We start from the raw sequence: 12,812 nt of genomic DNA, 5'->3' as shown, positions 1-12,812 counted from the left end.
CCAATCAGGCCAGGCGCGTTCCGCCCGCCATTTCGGCAAGAACGCGTCGCGCGGCCTCGGCCGGGTCGGGAGCGGCGGTGATCGGGCGGCCGACGACGAGGTGGCTGGCGCCGGCATCGAGCGCTTCGCGCGGCCCGGTGACGCGCTTCTGGTCGCCGTGCTCGGCCCAGGTGGGGCGAATGCCCGGGGTGACGATCGACATGCCGGGGCCGACAATGTTGCGCACCAGTCCGGCTTCGCGGGGCGAACAGACGAGCCCGCCGATCCCGGCGGCCCTGGCGTCCTCGGCGCGCAGGGCGACGAGGCCCGCCGCGTCGCGCGCGTAACCGGCGTCGTGCACGTCCTGGTCGTCCATCGAGGTCAGCACGGTCACCCCGAGGATGGAAAGGCTCGAGCCGCGCGTGCCCTTGAGGGCGGCGCGGATGGCCTTGGGGTAGGCATGGACGGTGAGCATCTGCGCCCCCGTCTCGGCAATGGCGGCGGCACCCTTTTCGACGGTGTTGTCGATATCGAGGAGCTTGAGGTCGAAGAAGACCCGCTTGCCGGCCGCGATCAGCGCCTTGCCCAGGTTCAGTCCGTCCCCGCCATAGAAGAGCTGGTAGCCGATCTTGTAGAAGTCGACGGCCTCCCCGATGTCGGCGATCACCTGCTCGGCCTGGGCGCGCGTGTCGAGGTCAAGGGCAACGATCAACGTTCCGGTCATCGGGATTCTCCATGTGGGGTATTTTCGGCTCAGTGGCACATCCGGCCGGCCGCGACAAGTCCGGCGAATCAGAATCCTGCCGCAACCGTCGTGTCCCTGGGCCACAGAAGCCCCTTGCGAACAGGATAGTATGGCGCCATAAGACCGCCATGCAGCAACAAGCCCTTTCCGCCATCGTCGCCTGGATACGCCTCGAGCGGGCGATGGAAAAGTTCCATCTCGAGCTCAAGAAGCAATTGGGGCTCACCGGCCTGCAACTGGCGGTGCTGCGCATCCTGGCCGAGCGTCCGCAATTGCCCTTGGCGGCGCTGCGCAAGACCCTGGTCATGCATCCGGCGACCCTGGGCCAGTCGATCGACGAGTTGCGTCTCAAGGGCCTGTGCACGGTGCGGCGCGATGCCAAGGACAAGCGGGCGCGTCTGGTTTCAATCACGGCGGAGGGCCTGGCGCTCCTCGAAAAGGCGCCGCTTGCCGGCCCGGTGCGCCTGCGCCAGGTCGACCACGAGCCCGAGCGGCTCGACCGCCTCACCGTGGCGCTCGAAGACGCGATGGGGCTTTTCGGCCTCGAGCCCTGGGCGCCGTCGCGGGGCGCCGAGCGCGCGCCCTCCAGGACCTAGCGCCCGAAATCCTCCATCGACTTCCAGTCCGAAAGCAGCGCGAAGCGCTCGCGGTCGATGGAAATGACGTTGCCGCCGCCCGCCGCGCCCATGAAGCGCTGGTCTTCCTCGAGTCGAATGGGGCGGCCGGCCAGGTGGCACTTGAGGAGCGTGCCGACGCAGCCATGGCCGCAAAAGACCACCGGAACGTCGGCGGGCGTGCCCGCCAGCGCCTCGCGCACGGCGGCCACGATGCGCGCCTGCGCATGCACCGCCGTTTCCCAGCCGCGATAGCTCTTGTCGGGATAGCCGAAAAGTGCGGCCACCGCGTAGGTGAAGGCATCCCCGCCAAGGAACCCGGTCGAGGAGCGGTCGTTCTCGCCGAAGGCCTCGGCCGAGGAGATTTCGGCGCCCAGCGGCTCGGCCAGGATATGGGCCAGGTCCATCGCCTTGCGCTCGGTGCTCGAAAAGAAGCGGGTGCCGGCGGGGATGAGGCCGCGGGCGGCGAAATCCTCGGCGCGCCAGCGGCCGAGGTCGTTAAGACCCCAGCGCGGCGTGGGCACGGCCGGGTCGATCACCACTTCGGGGTGCGTGACATAGAGCGTGAGCGTCATCAGATGCCGCCCCGGGAAAAGTGCGTCAACTCCTTGACCATCTGTTCGACCTTTCTGCGGATGCCGTCCTCGAGGGGTACGCCGTTTTCGTCGAAGGCCTGGGAGGCGGGGCCGACGCCCAGGAGCGTGGGGACCAGGAGCGCCCCGAGCTTGGAGAGCGAATCGCGCAGATGCGCGATGCCGACCACGCCGCCATATTTGCCGGAGGACACCGCGCCCAGCCCGAAGACGGCGTGGCGCCACTGGCCGTGCTTCTGGCGCGAGAGCCAGGCGACCATGTTGGTGATCAGCGGGGTGGTGCCGGAATTGTATTCGGGCGAGATGATGAGCACGATGTCGGCCTTGCCGAACATCTCGGCCAGCCTGCCGGCGGCCTCGGGTGTTTCCCCGGCCTCCTCGAGGTCTTCCGAAAAGATCGGCATCGGAAAGTCCTTGAGATCAAGGTCGATGACCTCCAGATCCTCCACCTCGCGCAGCTTGCCGCTCACATAGCGGCGCAGAATCTCATTGTAGGAACCGTTGCGGGTCGAGCCGCAAAGGGTAAGTGCCGTCTTCATCTGTCCGGATCGAGCCCCACAAAACACCGATTTGGTCCGGGGAGACTAGCGGGTCGATGCGGCGGCGGATAGAGCGGGGAAACGCCCGCTCAGATCCGGCGCAGGAACACTTCCTCGATGGCGTGGCTGCGGCCCTTCTTGAGCACCAGGTCGGCGCGGCTGCGCGTGGGCACGATGTTTTCCACCAGGTTCGGCCGGTTGATGTTCTCCCAGACCCACTGGCCGAAGTCCTTGGCCTCGTCCTCGCTCATGAGCGCGAATTTGTGGAAGAAGCTCTTCTGGTCGGCGAAGGCGGTTTCGCGCAGCTTGAGGAAGCGCTGCAGGAACCAGGCGGTGAGGTCGTCCTCGTCCGCATCGATATAGACCGAGAAGTCGAGGAAATCGGAGGCGAAGAGGATGGGTCTGCCCGACCTGGGCAATTCCCCCGGCTGGAGGATGTTGAGCCCCTCCACGATGAGGATGTCGGGACGGTCCACCACGATCTCGTCGCCGGGCACCACGTCATAGACCAGGTGCGAATAGACCGGCACCCTGACATTGCCCTTGCCCGACTTGATCTCGGAAAGGAAGCGCACGAGCCGGGAGCGGTCGTAGCTCTCCGGGAAGCCCTTGCGGTCCATCAGGCCACGCGCCTCGAGGACGGAATTGGGGAAGAGGAAGCCGTCGGTGGTGACGAGGTCGACCTTGGGCGAGGTCTTCCAGCGCTGGAGCAGGGCCCGCAGGATGCGGGCGGTAGTCGACTTGCCCACCGCCACCGAGCCGGCGACCCCGATCACGAACGGCACCTTGGAATCGGTGGTGCCCAGGAACATATTGGAGGCCCGGTGCAGGCCCTGGATCGCCTCGACATAGAGCGAGAGCAGGCGCGTGATGGGCAGGTAGATCTCCTCGGCCTCCTCCAGCGAGATCGGATCGTTGAGGGCGCGCAGCCGCTCGATGTCCTCGCCGTTGAGCGTCATCGGCTCGTCGGCGCGGAACTTGGACCATTCCCGCTTGGTGAAGCGATGATAGGGGGCGAGGTCGACCGTCTCTGTGGACTTGCTCAAGGTCATTTCACTCCTTGGGGCGGGAGGCTTTTTCGGCGAGGCCCGATTGGGCGGTGCGGCCGTCGAGTTCGGCCATGACCTCATCGAGCGAAACGCCCGCCGCGCGCAATAGGACCAATAGGTGATAGAGCAGGTCGCTGGCTTCGCCGACGAGGCCCTTGTGGTCCCCGGCCACGGCGGCGATGGCCGCTTCCACGCCCTCCTCGCCCACCTTCTGAGCGCATTTCTGGATGCCGCGCGAGATGAGCTTGGCCGTGTAGCTTTCCTCGGGCGAGGCCGAGGCGCGGGCGGCGATGCGCTGGTCGAGTTCTTCGAGCGTCACTTGCCTTCTCCCGAGACGCGGTCGGCCCGCACCGCGATGCCGTTGCGCGCCAGGTGCGCCTTGGCTTCGGGGATGGTGAAGGTGCCGAAGTGAAAGATCGAGGCGGCGAGGACGGCATTGGCATGCCCGATCTTGACCCCGTCCACGAGGTGATCGAGCGTGCCCACGCCGCCCGAGGCCACCACCGGCACGTGCACGGCATCGGCGATGGCGCGGGTCAGCTCGAGATCGAAGCCGGACTTGGTGCCGTCGCGATCCATGGAGGTCACAAGCAACTCACCCGCGCCGAGCTCGACCATGCGGGCGGCGAATTCGATGGCGTCGAGCCCGGTCGGGTTGCGTCCGCCATGGGTGAAGATTTCCCACTCGTTGGAATTGTCCTGCCCCGGAGCCTGGGTCAGGCGCCGGCGGGCATCGACCGAAACCACGATACACTGGTCGCCGAACTTGTCGGCGGCGCGGGCGATGAAATCGGGATCCTTCACCGCCGCGGTATTGATCGAGACCTTGTCGGCGCCCGAGAGCAGGAGCTTGCGAATGTCCTCGATGCTGCGCACGCCGCCGCCGACGGTCACCGGCATGAAGCAGTGCTCGGCGGTGCGCGCCACCACGTCGAAAATCGTCTCGCGGCCATCGGCCGAGGCGGTGATGTCGAGGAAGGTCAGTTCGTCCGCGCCGGCGGCGTCATAGGCGATGGCCGCTTCCACCGGGTCGCCGGCATCGATCAGGTCGACGAACTGCACGCCCTTGACCACGCGGCCGTCCTTGACGTCGAGGCAGGGGATGAGGCGGGTCTTGAGAGTCATGGAGCAGACTCCTTGGTTGAAAGGTCTAGGGACTTTGCCGGCGCGAGGTGTGCCGCCAGGCGATGCGATGGGCGATGAGGGCGACGAGCCAGCCGCCGAAGGCGAAGAGCCCCAGCGGCAGGGTGGCGAGCATCAGCCAGCCCATCACCCCAAAGGTGTAGAGCGTTTCGCCCCAGTCCGAGCCCATGACCATGCAGGAATGGACGCTCCCCTCGTCGAGCCGGCAGCCATTGGCATTGGCCACGAAGGCGGCGAACAGTACCGAAAGGACCGGCAGGAGCGCCAAGAGCACGATGGCGGCCAGGATGAGCCAATAGATCGCCCAGGGAAATTTCTTCGGCCTGGGCTGCTCCTCGCTCATACACGCTCGCCTCGCAGAAGCGCCAATGCTTCACGTGAATCAATGCGGCCGTCATAGAGCGCACGGCCCGAGATGGCGCCTTCGAGCACCCGGGCGTCGGGCTGGGTCATGCGGCGGATATCGTCCATGGAGGCGAGCCCGCCCGAGGCGATGACGGGGATCGAGACCGCGCGCGCCAGATGGAGGGTCGAGTCCCAGTTGATGCCGGTCAGGATGCCGTCGCGGTCGATATCGGTATAGATGATCGCCGCCACCCCGGCGCCCTCGAAGCGCTTTGCGAGTTCGACGACGTCGAGTTCGGAAGTCTCGGCCCAGCCTTCCACCGCCACCTTGCCGCCGCGGGCATCGATGCCCACCGCGACCTGGCCGGGGAACTTCCGGGCCGCTTCCCTGACCAGCGCCGGATCGCGCACCGCCACGGTGCCGAGGATGACGCGGGCGAGGCCCTTGGCCAGCCAGCTCTCGACATGGGCGATGGTGCGGATGCCGCCGCCGAGCTGGACGGGAAATTTCACCGTCCCGAGGATGGCTTCCACCGCCGCGCCGTTGACGCTCTCGCCGGCAAAGGCGCCGTTCAGGTCGACGACGTGGAGATACTGGAACCCCTGGTCCTCGAAGCTCTTGGCCTGGGCGGCCGGCGAATCGTTAAAGACCGTGGCCTGCGCCATGTCGCCGAGCTTGAGGCGCACGCACTGGCCGTCCTTGAGGTCGATTGCGGGAAACAGGATCATTTCGGGCTCCATCCCAGGAAGTTGCCGATGAGCGTAAGGCCGAGCCTCTGGCTCTTTTCGGGGTGGAACTGGGTGCCGAACATGTTGTCGCGCCCGACGATCGCCGTCACCGCCTGGCCGTAGTCGGCAGTGGCGATGAGGGACGCCGGGTTGGTGGCGGCCAGGTGGTAGGAGTGGACGAAATAGGCGTGCAGCCCGTTCTCGCCATCCTCGATGCCGGCAAGCAGCGGGTGCGTCTGCCGGAAGGAGAGCGTGTTCCAGCCCATGTGCGGGACCTTGAGGCCCGGATCGGAAGGCTCAAGCTTGACGATGGCGCCCTCGATCCAGCCCAGCCCCTTGTGGACGCCCTTCTCGCGGCCTTCCTCGGCCATGAGCTGCATGCCCACGCAGATGCCCAGGAACGGGGCGCCGCCGCGGATGACGCGCTCCTCGAGCACCTCGACCATGCCGGGCACGGCTTCGAGCCCGGCCTTGCAGTCGGCGAAGGCGCCCACGCCCGGCAGCACGATGCGGTCGGCGCGACGCACGGCATCGGCATCGGCGGTGACCACGATATTGGTCTGGGTACCGCGCGCGGCGCGCTCGAATGCCTTGGCGGCCGACTTGAGGTTACCCGAGCCGTAATCGATGATGGTGACGGTCTGTGTCATGGCTTAGCGGTTCTTGAGATAGTCGAGGCGGGCGATGTCTTCGGCAGCGGCGATGCTGTCGCCGGCATGGTGATAGCCCTTGCGATGGAGTTTTCGCGCCCGGAAGGCGGGGGCCTCGAGGCCGAACCAGAGCGCCGCCAGCCAATAGAGCCAGAAGGTGGCGTCATCGCCCAGCCAGCGCCCGGCAAAGCCGAGCACCAGGATGGCGAGGACCAGCCCCAGGAAGGCGAGCCAGAGGCCGTGGACCAGCGCATAGACGGGCGGCAGCAGGAAGGCGAACCAGGAAAAGCGTTCGCCCACGGCTTCGGGCGCCTCGGACGGGCCTTCGGCCCCGTTGCGGGTGAAAAGCGAATAGAGGGTCATGCTAGGCTCCTATTTATGAGCCCGACCGGTAAATGCCTAGGAGAGAGGCCTAGAGCGTTCCCTTGGTCGATGGAATGCGATCTGCCGCACGCGGGTCGATCTCGACCGCATCGCGCAGCGCCCGGGCGAGAGCCTTGTAGGCGCTTTCGGCGATATGATGGTTGTTGTCGGCGTAGAACGTCTCGACATGGAGCGTGATGCCGGCATTCATGGCGAAGGCCTGGAACCATTCCCGGAAGAGCTCGGTATCCATCTCGCCCACCTTGTCGCGGGTGAATTCCACTTTCCAGACCAGGAACGGGCGGCCGGAAACGTCCAGCGCCACGCGGGTGAGCGTGCCGTCCATGGGCAAATCGCAACTGGCGTAGCGGCGGATGCCCTTCTTGTCGCCCAGAGCCCTGGCGATGGCCTGGCCGAGCGCGATGCCCACGTCCTCGGCGGTGTGGTGCATGTCGATATGCAGGTCGCCCTTGGCGGTGACATCGATATCGATCAGGCTATGGCGCGAGAGCTGGTCGAGCATATGGTCGAGGAACCCAATGCCGGTATTGATGGCATGGCGGCCCGTACCATCGAGATTGACCGACACCTGGATGTCCGTCTCGTTGGTCTTGCGGGTGAGTTCTGCCTTGCGCATCGGACCGCTCTTGCTGGGGGATCGCTCTGGATGGGTTCGGCGTTCTCTAACAGCTTGCCGACCCGTCGAAAAGGGCATGGCCGCCCTGCCGTTGCATTTCCGTTCATGCACCCAATATTTTGGTCAAATCCTTTTGGAGTTGTAGATGAGTAATAACGACGATTTCCCCGGCTGGCACGGCACGACGATCGTTGCGGTCCGCAAGGACGGCAGGGTGGTGGTGGCGGGCGACGGGCAGGTGACGGCGGGTGCCACCGTCATGAAGCATACTGCAAAGAAGGTCCGGCGCCTGGCCGGCGGCAAGGTCATCGGCGGCTTCGCCGGGGCCACGGCCGATGCCTTCACGCTTTTCGAACGCCTCGAGGCCAAGCTCGAGCAATATCCCAACCAGTTGATGCGCGCCGCCGTGGAACTGGCCAAGGACTGGCGCACCGACCGCTACCTGCGGCGCCTGGAAGCCATGATGATCGTGGCCGATGCCAATGACACGCTGGTGCTGACCGGCACGGGCGACGTGCTCACCCCCGACCACGGCGTCGTCGCCATCGGCTCGGGCGGCAATTACGCCTATTCGGCCGCGCTCGCCCTCCTCGAGAACAGCGAGCTCGATGCCGAGACCATCGCCCGCAAGGCGATGAAGATCGCCGCCGAAGTGTGCGTCTATACCAACGAGAACGTCACGCTCGAAAGCATCGAGCAGTGAGCTATGCGATCCGCCGGCTCGGGGACGCGGATGTCGCGGCCTACCGCAAGATCCGCTTCGAGGCCCTGAGCAGGCACCCGGAGGCCTATGCCTCCTCGCCCGAAAGCTTTGCCCAGAGGAGCGACGGCGAACTTGCCGCGCTCCTGGGCCGGATGAGCTTTTACGGCGCCTTCGCCGAAGCCGGGCTGGGCGGCATCCTTGCCTATGCCCGTGCCGATGGCGAGCGCGAGCGGCATCGCGGCTGGATCTACCAGGTCTATGTGCAACCGGCCCTGAGGGGCACGGGTTGTGCCATGGGCCTGCTCGAAGCGGCGCTCGACGAGGCCCGCGGCGAGGTGCTGCAAGTGCATCTGGGCGTAGGCGCCCACAACCGGCCGGCCATCCGGCTCTATGAAAGGGCAGGGTTCGAAATCTATGGCACCGAACCCCGGTCCCTCAACGTGAACGGTCGCTATGTCGACGAACACCTGATGGTGCGCTTCCTTGATAAGGCACCTGGAGAAGTACAATGAGTGCAACCAATTTTTCCCCGCGCGAGATCGTTTCCGAGCTCGACCGCAATATCGTGGGCCAGGCCGACGCCAAGCGCGCCGTGGCCGTTGCCCTGCGCAACCGCTGGCGCCGCCAGCAGCTCTCCCCCGAGCTGCGGCGCGAGGTGACGCCCAAGAACATCCTGATGATCGGGCCGACCGGCGTCGGCAAGACCGAGATCTCGCGCCGCCTCGCCCGACTCGCCCAGGCGCCGTTCGTCAAGGTGGAAGCCACCAAGTTCACCGAGGTCGGCTATGTCGGCCGCGACGTCGAGCAGATCGTGCGCGACCTGGTCGAGGCCGGCATCACGCTGCTGCGCGACAAGCGGCGCGGGGAAGTGCAGGCCCAGGCGCACCAGAATGCGGAGGAGCGCGTGCTCGATGCGCTGGTGGGCTCGTCCGCCTCGCACTCGACCCGCGAGAGCTTCCGCAAGAAGCTGCGCGACAACGAGCTGGACGACAAGGAAATCGAGATCGAGGTGGCCGCGCCCCAGGGCGGGGGCATGTTCGAGATCCCCGGCATGCCGAACGGCAATGTCGGCATGATCAACCTTTCGGACATGCTCGGTAAGCTCGGGCAGCGCTCGGTCAAGCGCAAGCTCAAGGTCAAGGAGAGCTATGACGTGCTCATGGCCGAGGAAGCCGACAAGCTTCTCGACCAGGACCAGCTCAAGACCGAAGCCATCGACCTGGTCGAGAACCACGGCATCGTCTTCATCGACGAGATCGACAAGATCGCCTCCTCGGGCGCGCGCGGCGGCGCGGACGTCTCGCGCGAAGGCGTGCAGCGGGACCTGCTGCCGCTTATCGAAGGGACGACCGTTTCGACCAAGTATGGCCCGGTGCAGACCGACCATATCCTCTTCATCGCCTCGGGCGCCTTCCATGTGGCCAAGCCCTCGGACCTCCTGCCCGAACTCCAGGGCCGCCTGCCGATCCGGGTGGAGCTCAAGGCGCTGACCCATGACGATTTCGTGCGCATCCTGAGCGATACCGAAGCCAGCCTCATCAAGCAGTATGTGGCCCTGCTCGGCACCGAAGGGGTCAAGCTCGACTTCACGGCCGATGCGATCGACGCCATCGCGGAGGCCGCCGTCCACGTCAACGCCACGGTCGAGAATATCGGGGCGCGGCGCCTGCAGACGGTGATGGAACGTCTGGTCGAGGAAATCTCGTTCGACGCGCCCGACAAGGACGGGGAGACCATCACGATCGACAAGGCCTATGTGGCCGGCAAGATCGGCTCCCTCGCCCAGGACACCGACCTCTCCAAGTTCGTGCTCTAGGGGCAAAGCCTTGCCCGCGCCTGGGGCCCACCTCCCTCAGTCCCTCCCCCGTTCGCGGGGAGGGCACAAGGGTGGCGAAATCACGCGCGACGGTTCTGACCCGTCCTCACGCCACGGCCGCTTCCGGGCTGTCCTTTTCGGCATATTTCGCCCAGAGCGAATCGGGGCCCATGGCGGCGATGAAAGCCTCGTGGGCCAGACGCTCGGCCTCGCTGATGCGCGAGGGCAGGGGCGTCGGGCGCTGGGCGGCGGCCACCGGGCCGGCGCTGGTGGCCGAAATCTCGACGCGGCTTTCGGCCACCAGCTCGAACCCGACCTGGCGACCACCGATGAGTTCGAGATAGACCTCGGCCAGGATCTCGCTGTCGAGCAACGCCCCGTGCAGCACGCGCTTGGAATTGTCGATGCCGAAGGTCTTGCAGAGGGCATCCAGGCTCACGCGCGCGCCCGGGAAGACGTTGCGCGCCACCATCACCGTGTCGATGACCTGATTGGTCAGCGCCGCCCGGCCGGCGCGCTGCAGCTCGGCATTGAGGAAGCCGATATCGAAGGCGGCGTTGTGGATGACCAGGGTCGCATCGCCGATGAAATCGGAGAATTCCTGCGCCACCTGGGCGAATAGCGGCTTGTCCGAGAGGAACTCCTCGGAGAGGCCGTGCACGCGAAAAGCCTCTTCTGGCATCGAGCGCTGCGGGTTGATGTAGAGGTGCAGGTGCTTGCCGGTCGGCAGGTGGTTGATGAGCTCGACACAGCCGATTTCGACGATCCGGTCGCCGTTGAGGGGATCGAGGCCCGTGGTTTCGGTATCGAGGACGATCTCGCGCTTCATTGACCCGCGTTCAGCTTTTCAACCAGAGTTCTGACTTCCGCCCGTACCGCCTCGACCGGGCGACCGGTGTCGAAGAGGTAGTCGGCGCGCTTCTTCTTTTCGTCCTGGGGCATCTGCCGGGCAAGGATGGCATCGAGCTTATCCACGGTCATTGCCGGCCGCCGCAGCGCCCGTTCGCGCTGGATGGCCGGATCGCACCAGGTGACCGCGACCTTGTCGAGGCCATAGTCGAACCCGGTCTCGTAGAGCAGCGGAATATCGACCACCGCCAGCTTTGCACCGTTTCGCTCCGCCAGATCAAGGAACTGGCTCATCCTGGCGCGCACAAGCGGGTGAACGACCGCTTCGAGCTCCGCCAGGCGCGCGGGTTCGGCGAGGAGGCGGCGACTCAATTCCGTCCGGTCGATGATGCCATCGCGGGCGACGCCGGGAAACAGGCGCTCGACCGGGGGCACCGCTTCGCCGCGATAGAGCTCGTGAACCGCTTCGTCGGAGGAAAACACCGGCACGCCGAGGTCCGCGAAGGCCCTCAGGGTCGTCGATTTTCCCGTGGCGATCGAGCCGGTCAGTCCCAGGCGCAGCACGTCAATGCTCCAGCGTCGCTTCGATCCTCTCCCGCAATTGGGCGGTGACCTCGGGGCGCGTTCCGAACCAGGCCTCGAATCCGGGGACAGCCTGGTGCAACAGCATGCCAAGCCCGTCGACGGTGCGCAATTTCCTTGCGCGCGCCTCGGCCAGCAGCGGGGTTTGGAGCGGGGTATAAACGATATCGGTCACCAGCGCCGTGTCAGGCAGGGCGTCGAGGGGCAGGTCCTCGAACCGGCTGCCATGCATGCCGATGGAGGAAGTGTTGACGAGAAGACTCGCCCGGGGCGCCAGGTCGGCGAACCCGGAGAGGGCGTGGCCCGAAAACTGCGGGCCCATTTCGTCCGCCAGCGCCCGCGCCTTGTCCGCCGTGCGGTTGAGGATGGCGATGCGCGAAAAGCCGCGTTCGGCCAGCGCCACCAGGATGGCGCGCGCCGCCCCGCCGGCCCCGAGCACGATGGCCAGTTCGCGCGCTCCGTCCCAGCCGGGTGCCTCCTGGTCGAGATTGCCGAGAAACCCGAGATAGTCGGTATTGGTGCCCCGGACCTTGCCCTGGCGGGACACCAGCGTGTTGACCGCCCCGATGCGGCGGGCCAGCGGATCGACCTCGTCGCAGAGCGCGAACACCGTTTCCTTGTGGGGAATGGTGACATTGCCGCCGGCGAACGCCCCGGCGCGCAAGGCGACGATGAAATCGGGCAGCGCCCCGGGCGCCACGTCGATGGCCTCGTAGCTCCCGGCGATGCCGTAGGTCTCGAGCCAGGTGCCATGGATGAGGGGCGAGCGCGAATGGGCGATCGGGTGGCCGATCACGAACGCCTTGACCGGAGCGCTCACAGCTCGGCCCCCTTGAGATATTGCGGCGCGAACTCGCGCAACGCCGAGAGCAGGGGCAGGAGCGGCAGGCCCAGAATGGTGAAATAGTCCCCGGTTATGGTTTCGAAGAGCCGCACCGAGGCGCCTTCGAGGCGATAGCCGCCGACCGAGGAGAGGGCATCCTCGCCCTCGAGCGCCAGGATCTCGTCGCGTTCGGCGTCCGAGAATTCGCGCATGGTAAGCTCGGCGGTCTCGACATGTTCCCAGAGGACCTTGTCGCCCTGCACCAGCACCACCCCGGCATGGAGACGATGGGTCTTGCCCTTGAGGTAGGACAATTGCCGGGCGGCCTCCTCCATGGTCTCGGGCTTGTGCAACAGTTCATCGCCCAGGGCCAGGGTCTGGTCGGCGCCGATGACGATGGCGGTTGGCGAGAGCGCGGCCACCGCCAGGGCTTTCGCCCGCGCCAGGAGGAGGGCGATGTCGCGGGCATCCGCGCCGCGGGCCACCGCCTCGGCTTCTATGCGGCGTTCATCGATATGGGCGGGTCGGGCGTCGTAGGCGACGCGAGCGCCGGAAAGCAAGGCTTTCCGGGCCGGAGACTGGGAGGCGAGGATCAGCATGGAAAGAGGTTTTCCACACTGTTCCCACTGCCACAAGCGCCAAGCAGTGAAAAT

Annotated in this window: 19 protein-coding genes; 4 read left to right on the top strand and 15 right to left on the bottom strand. The window is 66.2% G+C overall.

Annotation, left to right across the window (positions count from 1 at the left end; translation table 11 throughout):
* Nucleotides 1-4 precede the first annotated feature (4 nt).
* Nucleotides 5-703 carry an orotidine-5'-phosphate decarboxylase gene (gene pyrF, locus FNA67_RS21150; RefSeq protein ID WP_147658038.1) on the bottom strand — a complete coding sequence of 233 codons (699 nt, stop codon included), beginning with the start codon at nucleotides 701-703 and terminating at the stop codon, nucleotides 5-7.
* 149 nt (nucleotides 704-852) lie between these two features.
* Between pyrF and FNA67_RS21145 the strand changes: the two genes are divergently transcribed.
* Entirely contained in the window at nucleotides 853-1,320 is a 468-nt protein-coding gene (locus FNA67_RS21145; protein ID WP_049707037.1) for a MarR family winged helix-turn-helix transcriptional regulator, read from the top strand.
* Here FNA67_RS21145 and FNA67_RS21140 read toward each other — a convergent pair.
* The 10 genes from FNA67_RS21140 to hisB form a co-directional block, all read right to left on the bottom strand.
* A complete protein-coding gene (locus FNA67_RS21140; RefSeq protein ID WP_147658036.1) occupies nucleotides 1,317-1,913 on the bottom strand; it encodes a histidine phosphatase family protein in 597 nt (198 codons plus the stop codon). The two genes, FNA67_RS21145 and FNA67_RS21140, sit on opposite strands and share 4 nt — an antisense overlap.
* On the bottom strand, nucleotides 1,913-2,470 hold the full coding sequence (locus FNA67_RS21135; RefSeq protein WP_049707036.1) for an NADPH-dependent FMN reductase: 558 nt from the start codon (nucleotides 2,468-2,470) through the stop codon (nucleotides 1,913-1,915). Before FNA67_RS21135 ends, FNA67_RS21140 begins: the two co-directional genes overlap by 1 nt.
* An 89-nt stretch (nucleotides 2,471-2,559) precedes the next feature.
* Nucleotides 2,560-3,522, bottom strand: coding sequence for a type I pantothenate kinase (gene coaA / locus FNA67_RS21130; protein WP_049707035.1), 963 nt, complete (start codon nucleotides 3,520-3,522; stop codon nucleotides 2,560-2,562).
* A gap of 1 nt (nucleotide 3,523) precedes the next feature.
* On the bottom strand, nucleotides 3,524-3,838 hold the full coding sequence (locus FNA67_RS21125) for a phosphoribosyl-ATP diphosphatase (protein ID WP_049707034.1): 315 nt from the start codon (nucleotides 3,836-3,838) through the stop codon (nucleotides 3,524-3,526).
* Entirely contained in the window at nucleotides 3,835-4,644 is an 810-nt protein-coding gene (gene hisF / locus FNA67_RS21120) for an imidazole glycerol phosphate synthase subunit HisF (RefSeq protein ID WP_049707033.1), read from the bottom strand. Before hisF ends, FNA67_RS21125 begins: the two co-directional genes overlap by 4 nt.
* A 25-nt stretch (nucleotides 4,645-4,669) precedes the next feature.
* The gene (locus tag FNA67_RS21115) at nucleotides 4,670-5,005 is read right to left on the bottom strand and encodes a hypothetical protein (RefSeq protein ID WP_147658035.1); all 336 of its coding nucleotides are present in this window, start codon (nucleotides 5,003-5,005) and stop codon (nucleotides 4,670-4,672) included.
* The gene (gene hisA / locus FNA67_RS21110) at nucleotides 5,002-5,736 is read right to left on the bottom strand and encodes a 1-(5-phosphoribosyl)-5-[(5-phosphoribosylamino)methylideneamino]imidazole-4-carboxamide isomerase (RefSeq protein WP_147658034.1); all 735 of its coding nucleotides are present in this window, start codon (nucleotides 5,734-5,736) and stop codon (nucleotides 5,002-5,004) included. The genes FNA67_RS21115 and hisA overlap by 4 nt, the downstream gene beginning before the upstream one ends.
* Complete coding sequence (hisH, locus tag FNA67_RS21105; protein ID WP_147658033.1) at nucleotides 5,733-6,386, bottom strand: imidazole glycerol phosphate synthase subunit HisH; 654 nt, start codon at nucleotides 6,384-6,386, stop codon at nucleotides 5,733-5,735. The genes hisA and hisH overlap by 4 nt, the downstream gene beginning before the upstream one ends.
* A 3-nt stretch (nucleotides 6,387-6,389) precedes the next feature.
* On the bottom strand, nucleotides 6,390-6,749 hold the full coding sequence (locus FNA67_RS21100) for a DUF2628 domain-containing protein (RefSeq protein WP_049707029.1): 360 nt from the start codon (nucleotides 6,747-6,749) through the stop codon (nucleotides 6,390-6,392).
* A gap of 49 nt (nucleotides 6,750-6,798) precedes the next feature.
* Nucleotides 6,799-7,386, bottom strand: a complete 588-nt coding sequence (gene hisB / locus FNA67_RS21095) for an imidazoleglycerol-phosphate dehydratase HisB (protein ID WP_049707028.1) — start codon at nucleotides 7,384-7,386, stop codon at nucleotides 6,799-6,801.
* A 145-nt stretch (nucleotides 7,387-7,531) separates the two neighbouring features.
* On the opposite strand from hisB, the gene hslV reads away from it, so the two are divergent.
* From hslV to hslU, 3 genes are read left to right on the top strand one after another with little or no spacing between them, the layout of a single operon-like run.
* A complete protein-coding gene (hslV, locus tag FNA67_RS21090; RefSeq protein WP_147658032.1) occupies nucleotides 7,532-8,089 on the top strand; it encodes an ATP-dependent protease subunit HslV in 558 nt (185 codons plus the stop codon).
* Entirely contained in the window at nucleotides 8,086-8,601 is a 516-nt protein-coding gene (locus FNA67_RS21085) for a GNAT family N-acetyltransferase (RefSeq protein WP_170267385.1), read from the top strand. The genes hslV and FNA67_RS21085 overlap by 4 nt, the downstream gene beginning before the upstream one ends.
* Nucleotides 8,598-9,905: an ATP-dependent protease ATPase subunit HslU gene (gene hslU, locus FNA67_RS21080; protein WP_049707025.1), complete on the top strand. Its 1,308-nt coding sequence runs from the start codon at nucleotides 8,598-8,600 to the stop codon at nucleotides 9,903-9,905. Before FNA67_RS21085 ends, hslU begins: the two co-directional genes overlap by 4 nt.
* Before the next feature lie 106 nt (nucleotides 9,906-10,011).
* Here hslU and dnaQ read toward each other — a convergent pair whose 3' ends face one another.
* The 4 genes from dnaQ to FNA67_RS21060 are packed head-to-tail and all read right to left on the bottom strand — an operon-like array spanning nucleotide 10,012 to nucleotide 12,758.
* Complete coding sequence (gene dnaQ / locus FNA67_RS21075) at nucleotides 10,012-10,734, bottom strand: DNA polymerase III subunit epsilon (RefSeq protein WP_147658030.1); 723 nt, start codon at nucleotides 10,732-10,734, stop codon at nucleotides 10,012-10,014.
* Nucleotides 10,731-11,318: a dephospho-CoA kinase gene (gene coaE / locus FNA67_RS21070; RefSeq protein WP_049707023.1), complete on the bottom strand. Its 588-nt coding sequence runs from the start codon at nucleotides 11,316-11,318 to the stop codon at nucleotides 10,731-10,733. Before coaE ends, dnaQ begins: the two co-directional genes overlap by 4 nt.
* 1 nt (nucleotide 11,319) lies before the next feature.
* On the bottom strand, nucleotides 11,320-12,156 hold the full coding sequence (locus tag FNA67_RS21065) for a shikimate dehydrogenase (protein ID WP_147658029.1): 837 nt from the start codon (nucleotides 12,154-12,156) through the stop codon (nucleotides 11,320-11,322).
* The gene (locus FNA67_RS21060) at nucleotides 12,153-12,758 is read right to left on the bottom strand and encodes a Maf family protein (protein WP_049707021.1); all 606 of its coding nucleotides are present in this window, start codon (nucleotides 12,756-12,758) and stop codon (nucleotides 12,153-12,155) included. Before FNA67_RS21060 ends, FNA67_RS21065 begins: the two co-directional genes overlap by 4 nt.
* Between the last annotated feature and the right edge of the window lie 54 nt (nucleotides 12,759-12,812).

The organism is Youhaiella tibetensis (genome assembly GCF_008000755.1).
Taxonomy (GTDB): domain Bacteria; phylum Pseudomonadota; class Alphaproteobacteria; order Rhizobiales; family Devosiaceae; genus Paradevosia; species Paradevosia tibetensis.
This window is presented reverse-complemented; position numbering and strand designations above follow the sequence as displayed.

Coding starts and splice junctions, on each gene's coding strand:
- hslU (WP_049707025.1), top strand. CDS start 8,598: ATGAGTGCAACCAATTTTTCCCCGCGCGAGATCGTTTCCGAGCTCGAC.
- dnaQ (WP_147658030.1), bottom strand. CDS start 10,734: ATGAAGCGCGAGATCGTCCTCGATACCGAAACCACGGGCCTCGATCCC.
- coaA (WP_049707035.1), bottom strand. CDS start 3,522: ATGACCTTGAGCAAGTCCACAGAGACGGTCGACCTCGCCCCCTATCAT.
- hisA (WP_147658034.1), bottom strand. CDS start 5,736: ATGATCCTGTTTCCCGCAATCGACCTCAAGGACGGCCAGTGCGTGCGC.
- FNA67_RS21135 (WP_049707036.1), bottom strand. CDS start 2,470: ATGAAGACGGCACTTACCCTTTGCGGCTCGACCCGCAACGGTTCCTAC.
- FNA67_RS21115 (WP_147658035.1), bottom strand. CDS start 5,005: ATGAGCGAGGAGCAGCCCAGGCCGAAGAAATTTCCCTGGGCGATCTAT.
- FNA67_RS21140 (WP_147658036.1), bottom strand. CDS start 1,913: ATGACGCTCACGCTCTATGTCACGCACCCCGAAGTGGTGATCGACCCG.
- FNA67_RS21145 (WP_049707037.1), top strand. CDS start 853: ATGCAGCAACAAGCCCTTTCCGCCATCGTCGCCTGGATACGCCTCGAG.
- pyrF (WP_147658038.1), bottom strand. CDS start 703: ATGACCGGAACGTTGATCGTTGCCCTTGACCTCGACACGCGCGCCCAG.
- hisB (WP_049707028.1), bottom strand. CDS start 7,386: ATGCGCAAGGCAGAACTCACCCGCAAGACCAACGAGACGGACATCCAG.
- hslV (WP_147658032.1), top strand. CDS start 7,532: ATGAGTAATAACGACGATTTCCCCGGCTGGCACGGCACGACGATCGTT.
- FNA67_RS21100 (WP_049707029.1), bottom strand. CDS start 6,749: ATGACCCTCTATTCGCTTTTCACCCGCAACGGGGCCGAAGGCCCGTCC.
- hisF (WP_049707033.1), bottom strand. CDS start 4,644: ATGACTCTCAAGACCCGCCTCATCCCCTGCCTCGACGTCAAGGACGGC.
- FNA67_RS21060 (WP_049707021.1), bottom strand. CDS start 12,758: ATGCTGATCCTCGCCTCCCAGTCTCCGGCCCGGAAAGCCTTGCTTTCC.
- hisH (WP_147658033.1), bottom strand. CDS start 6,386: ATGACACAGACCGTCACCATCATCGATTACGGCTCGGGTAACCTCAAG.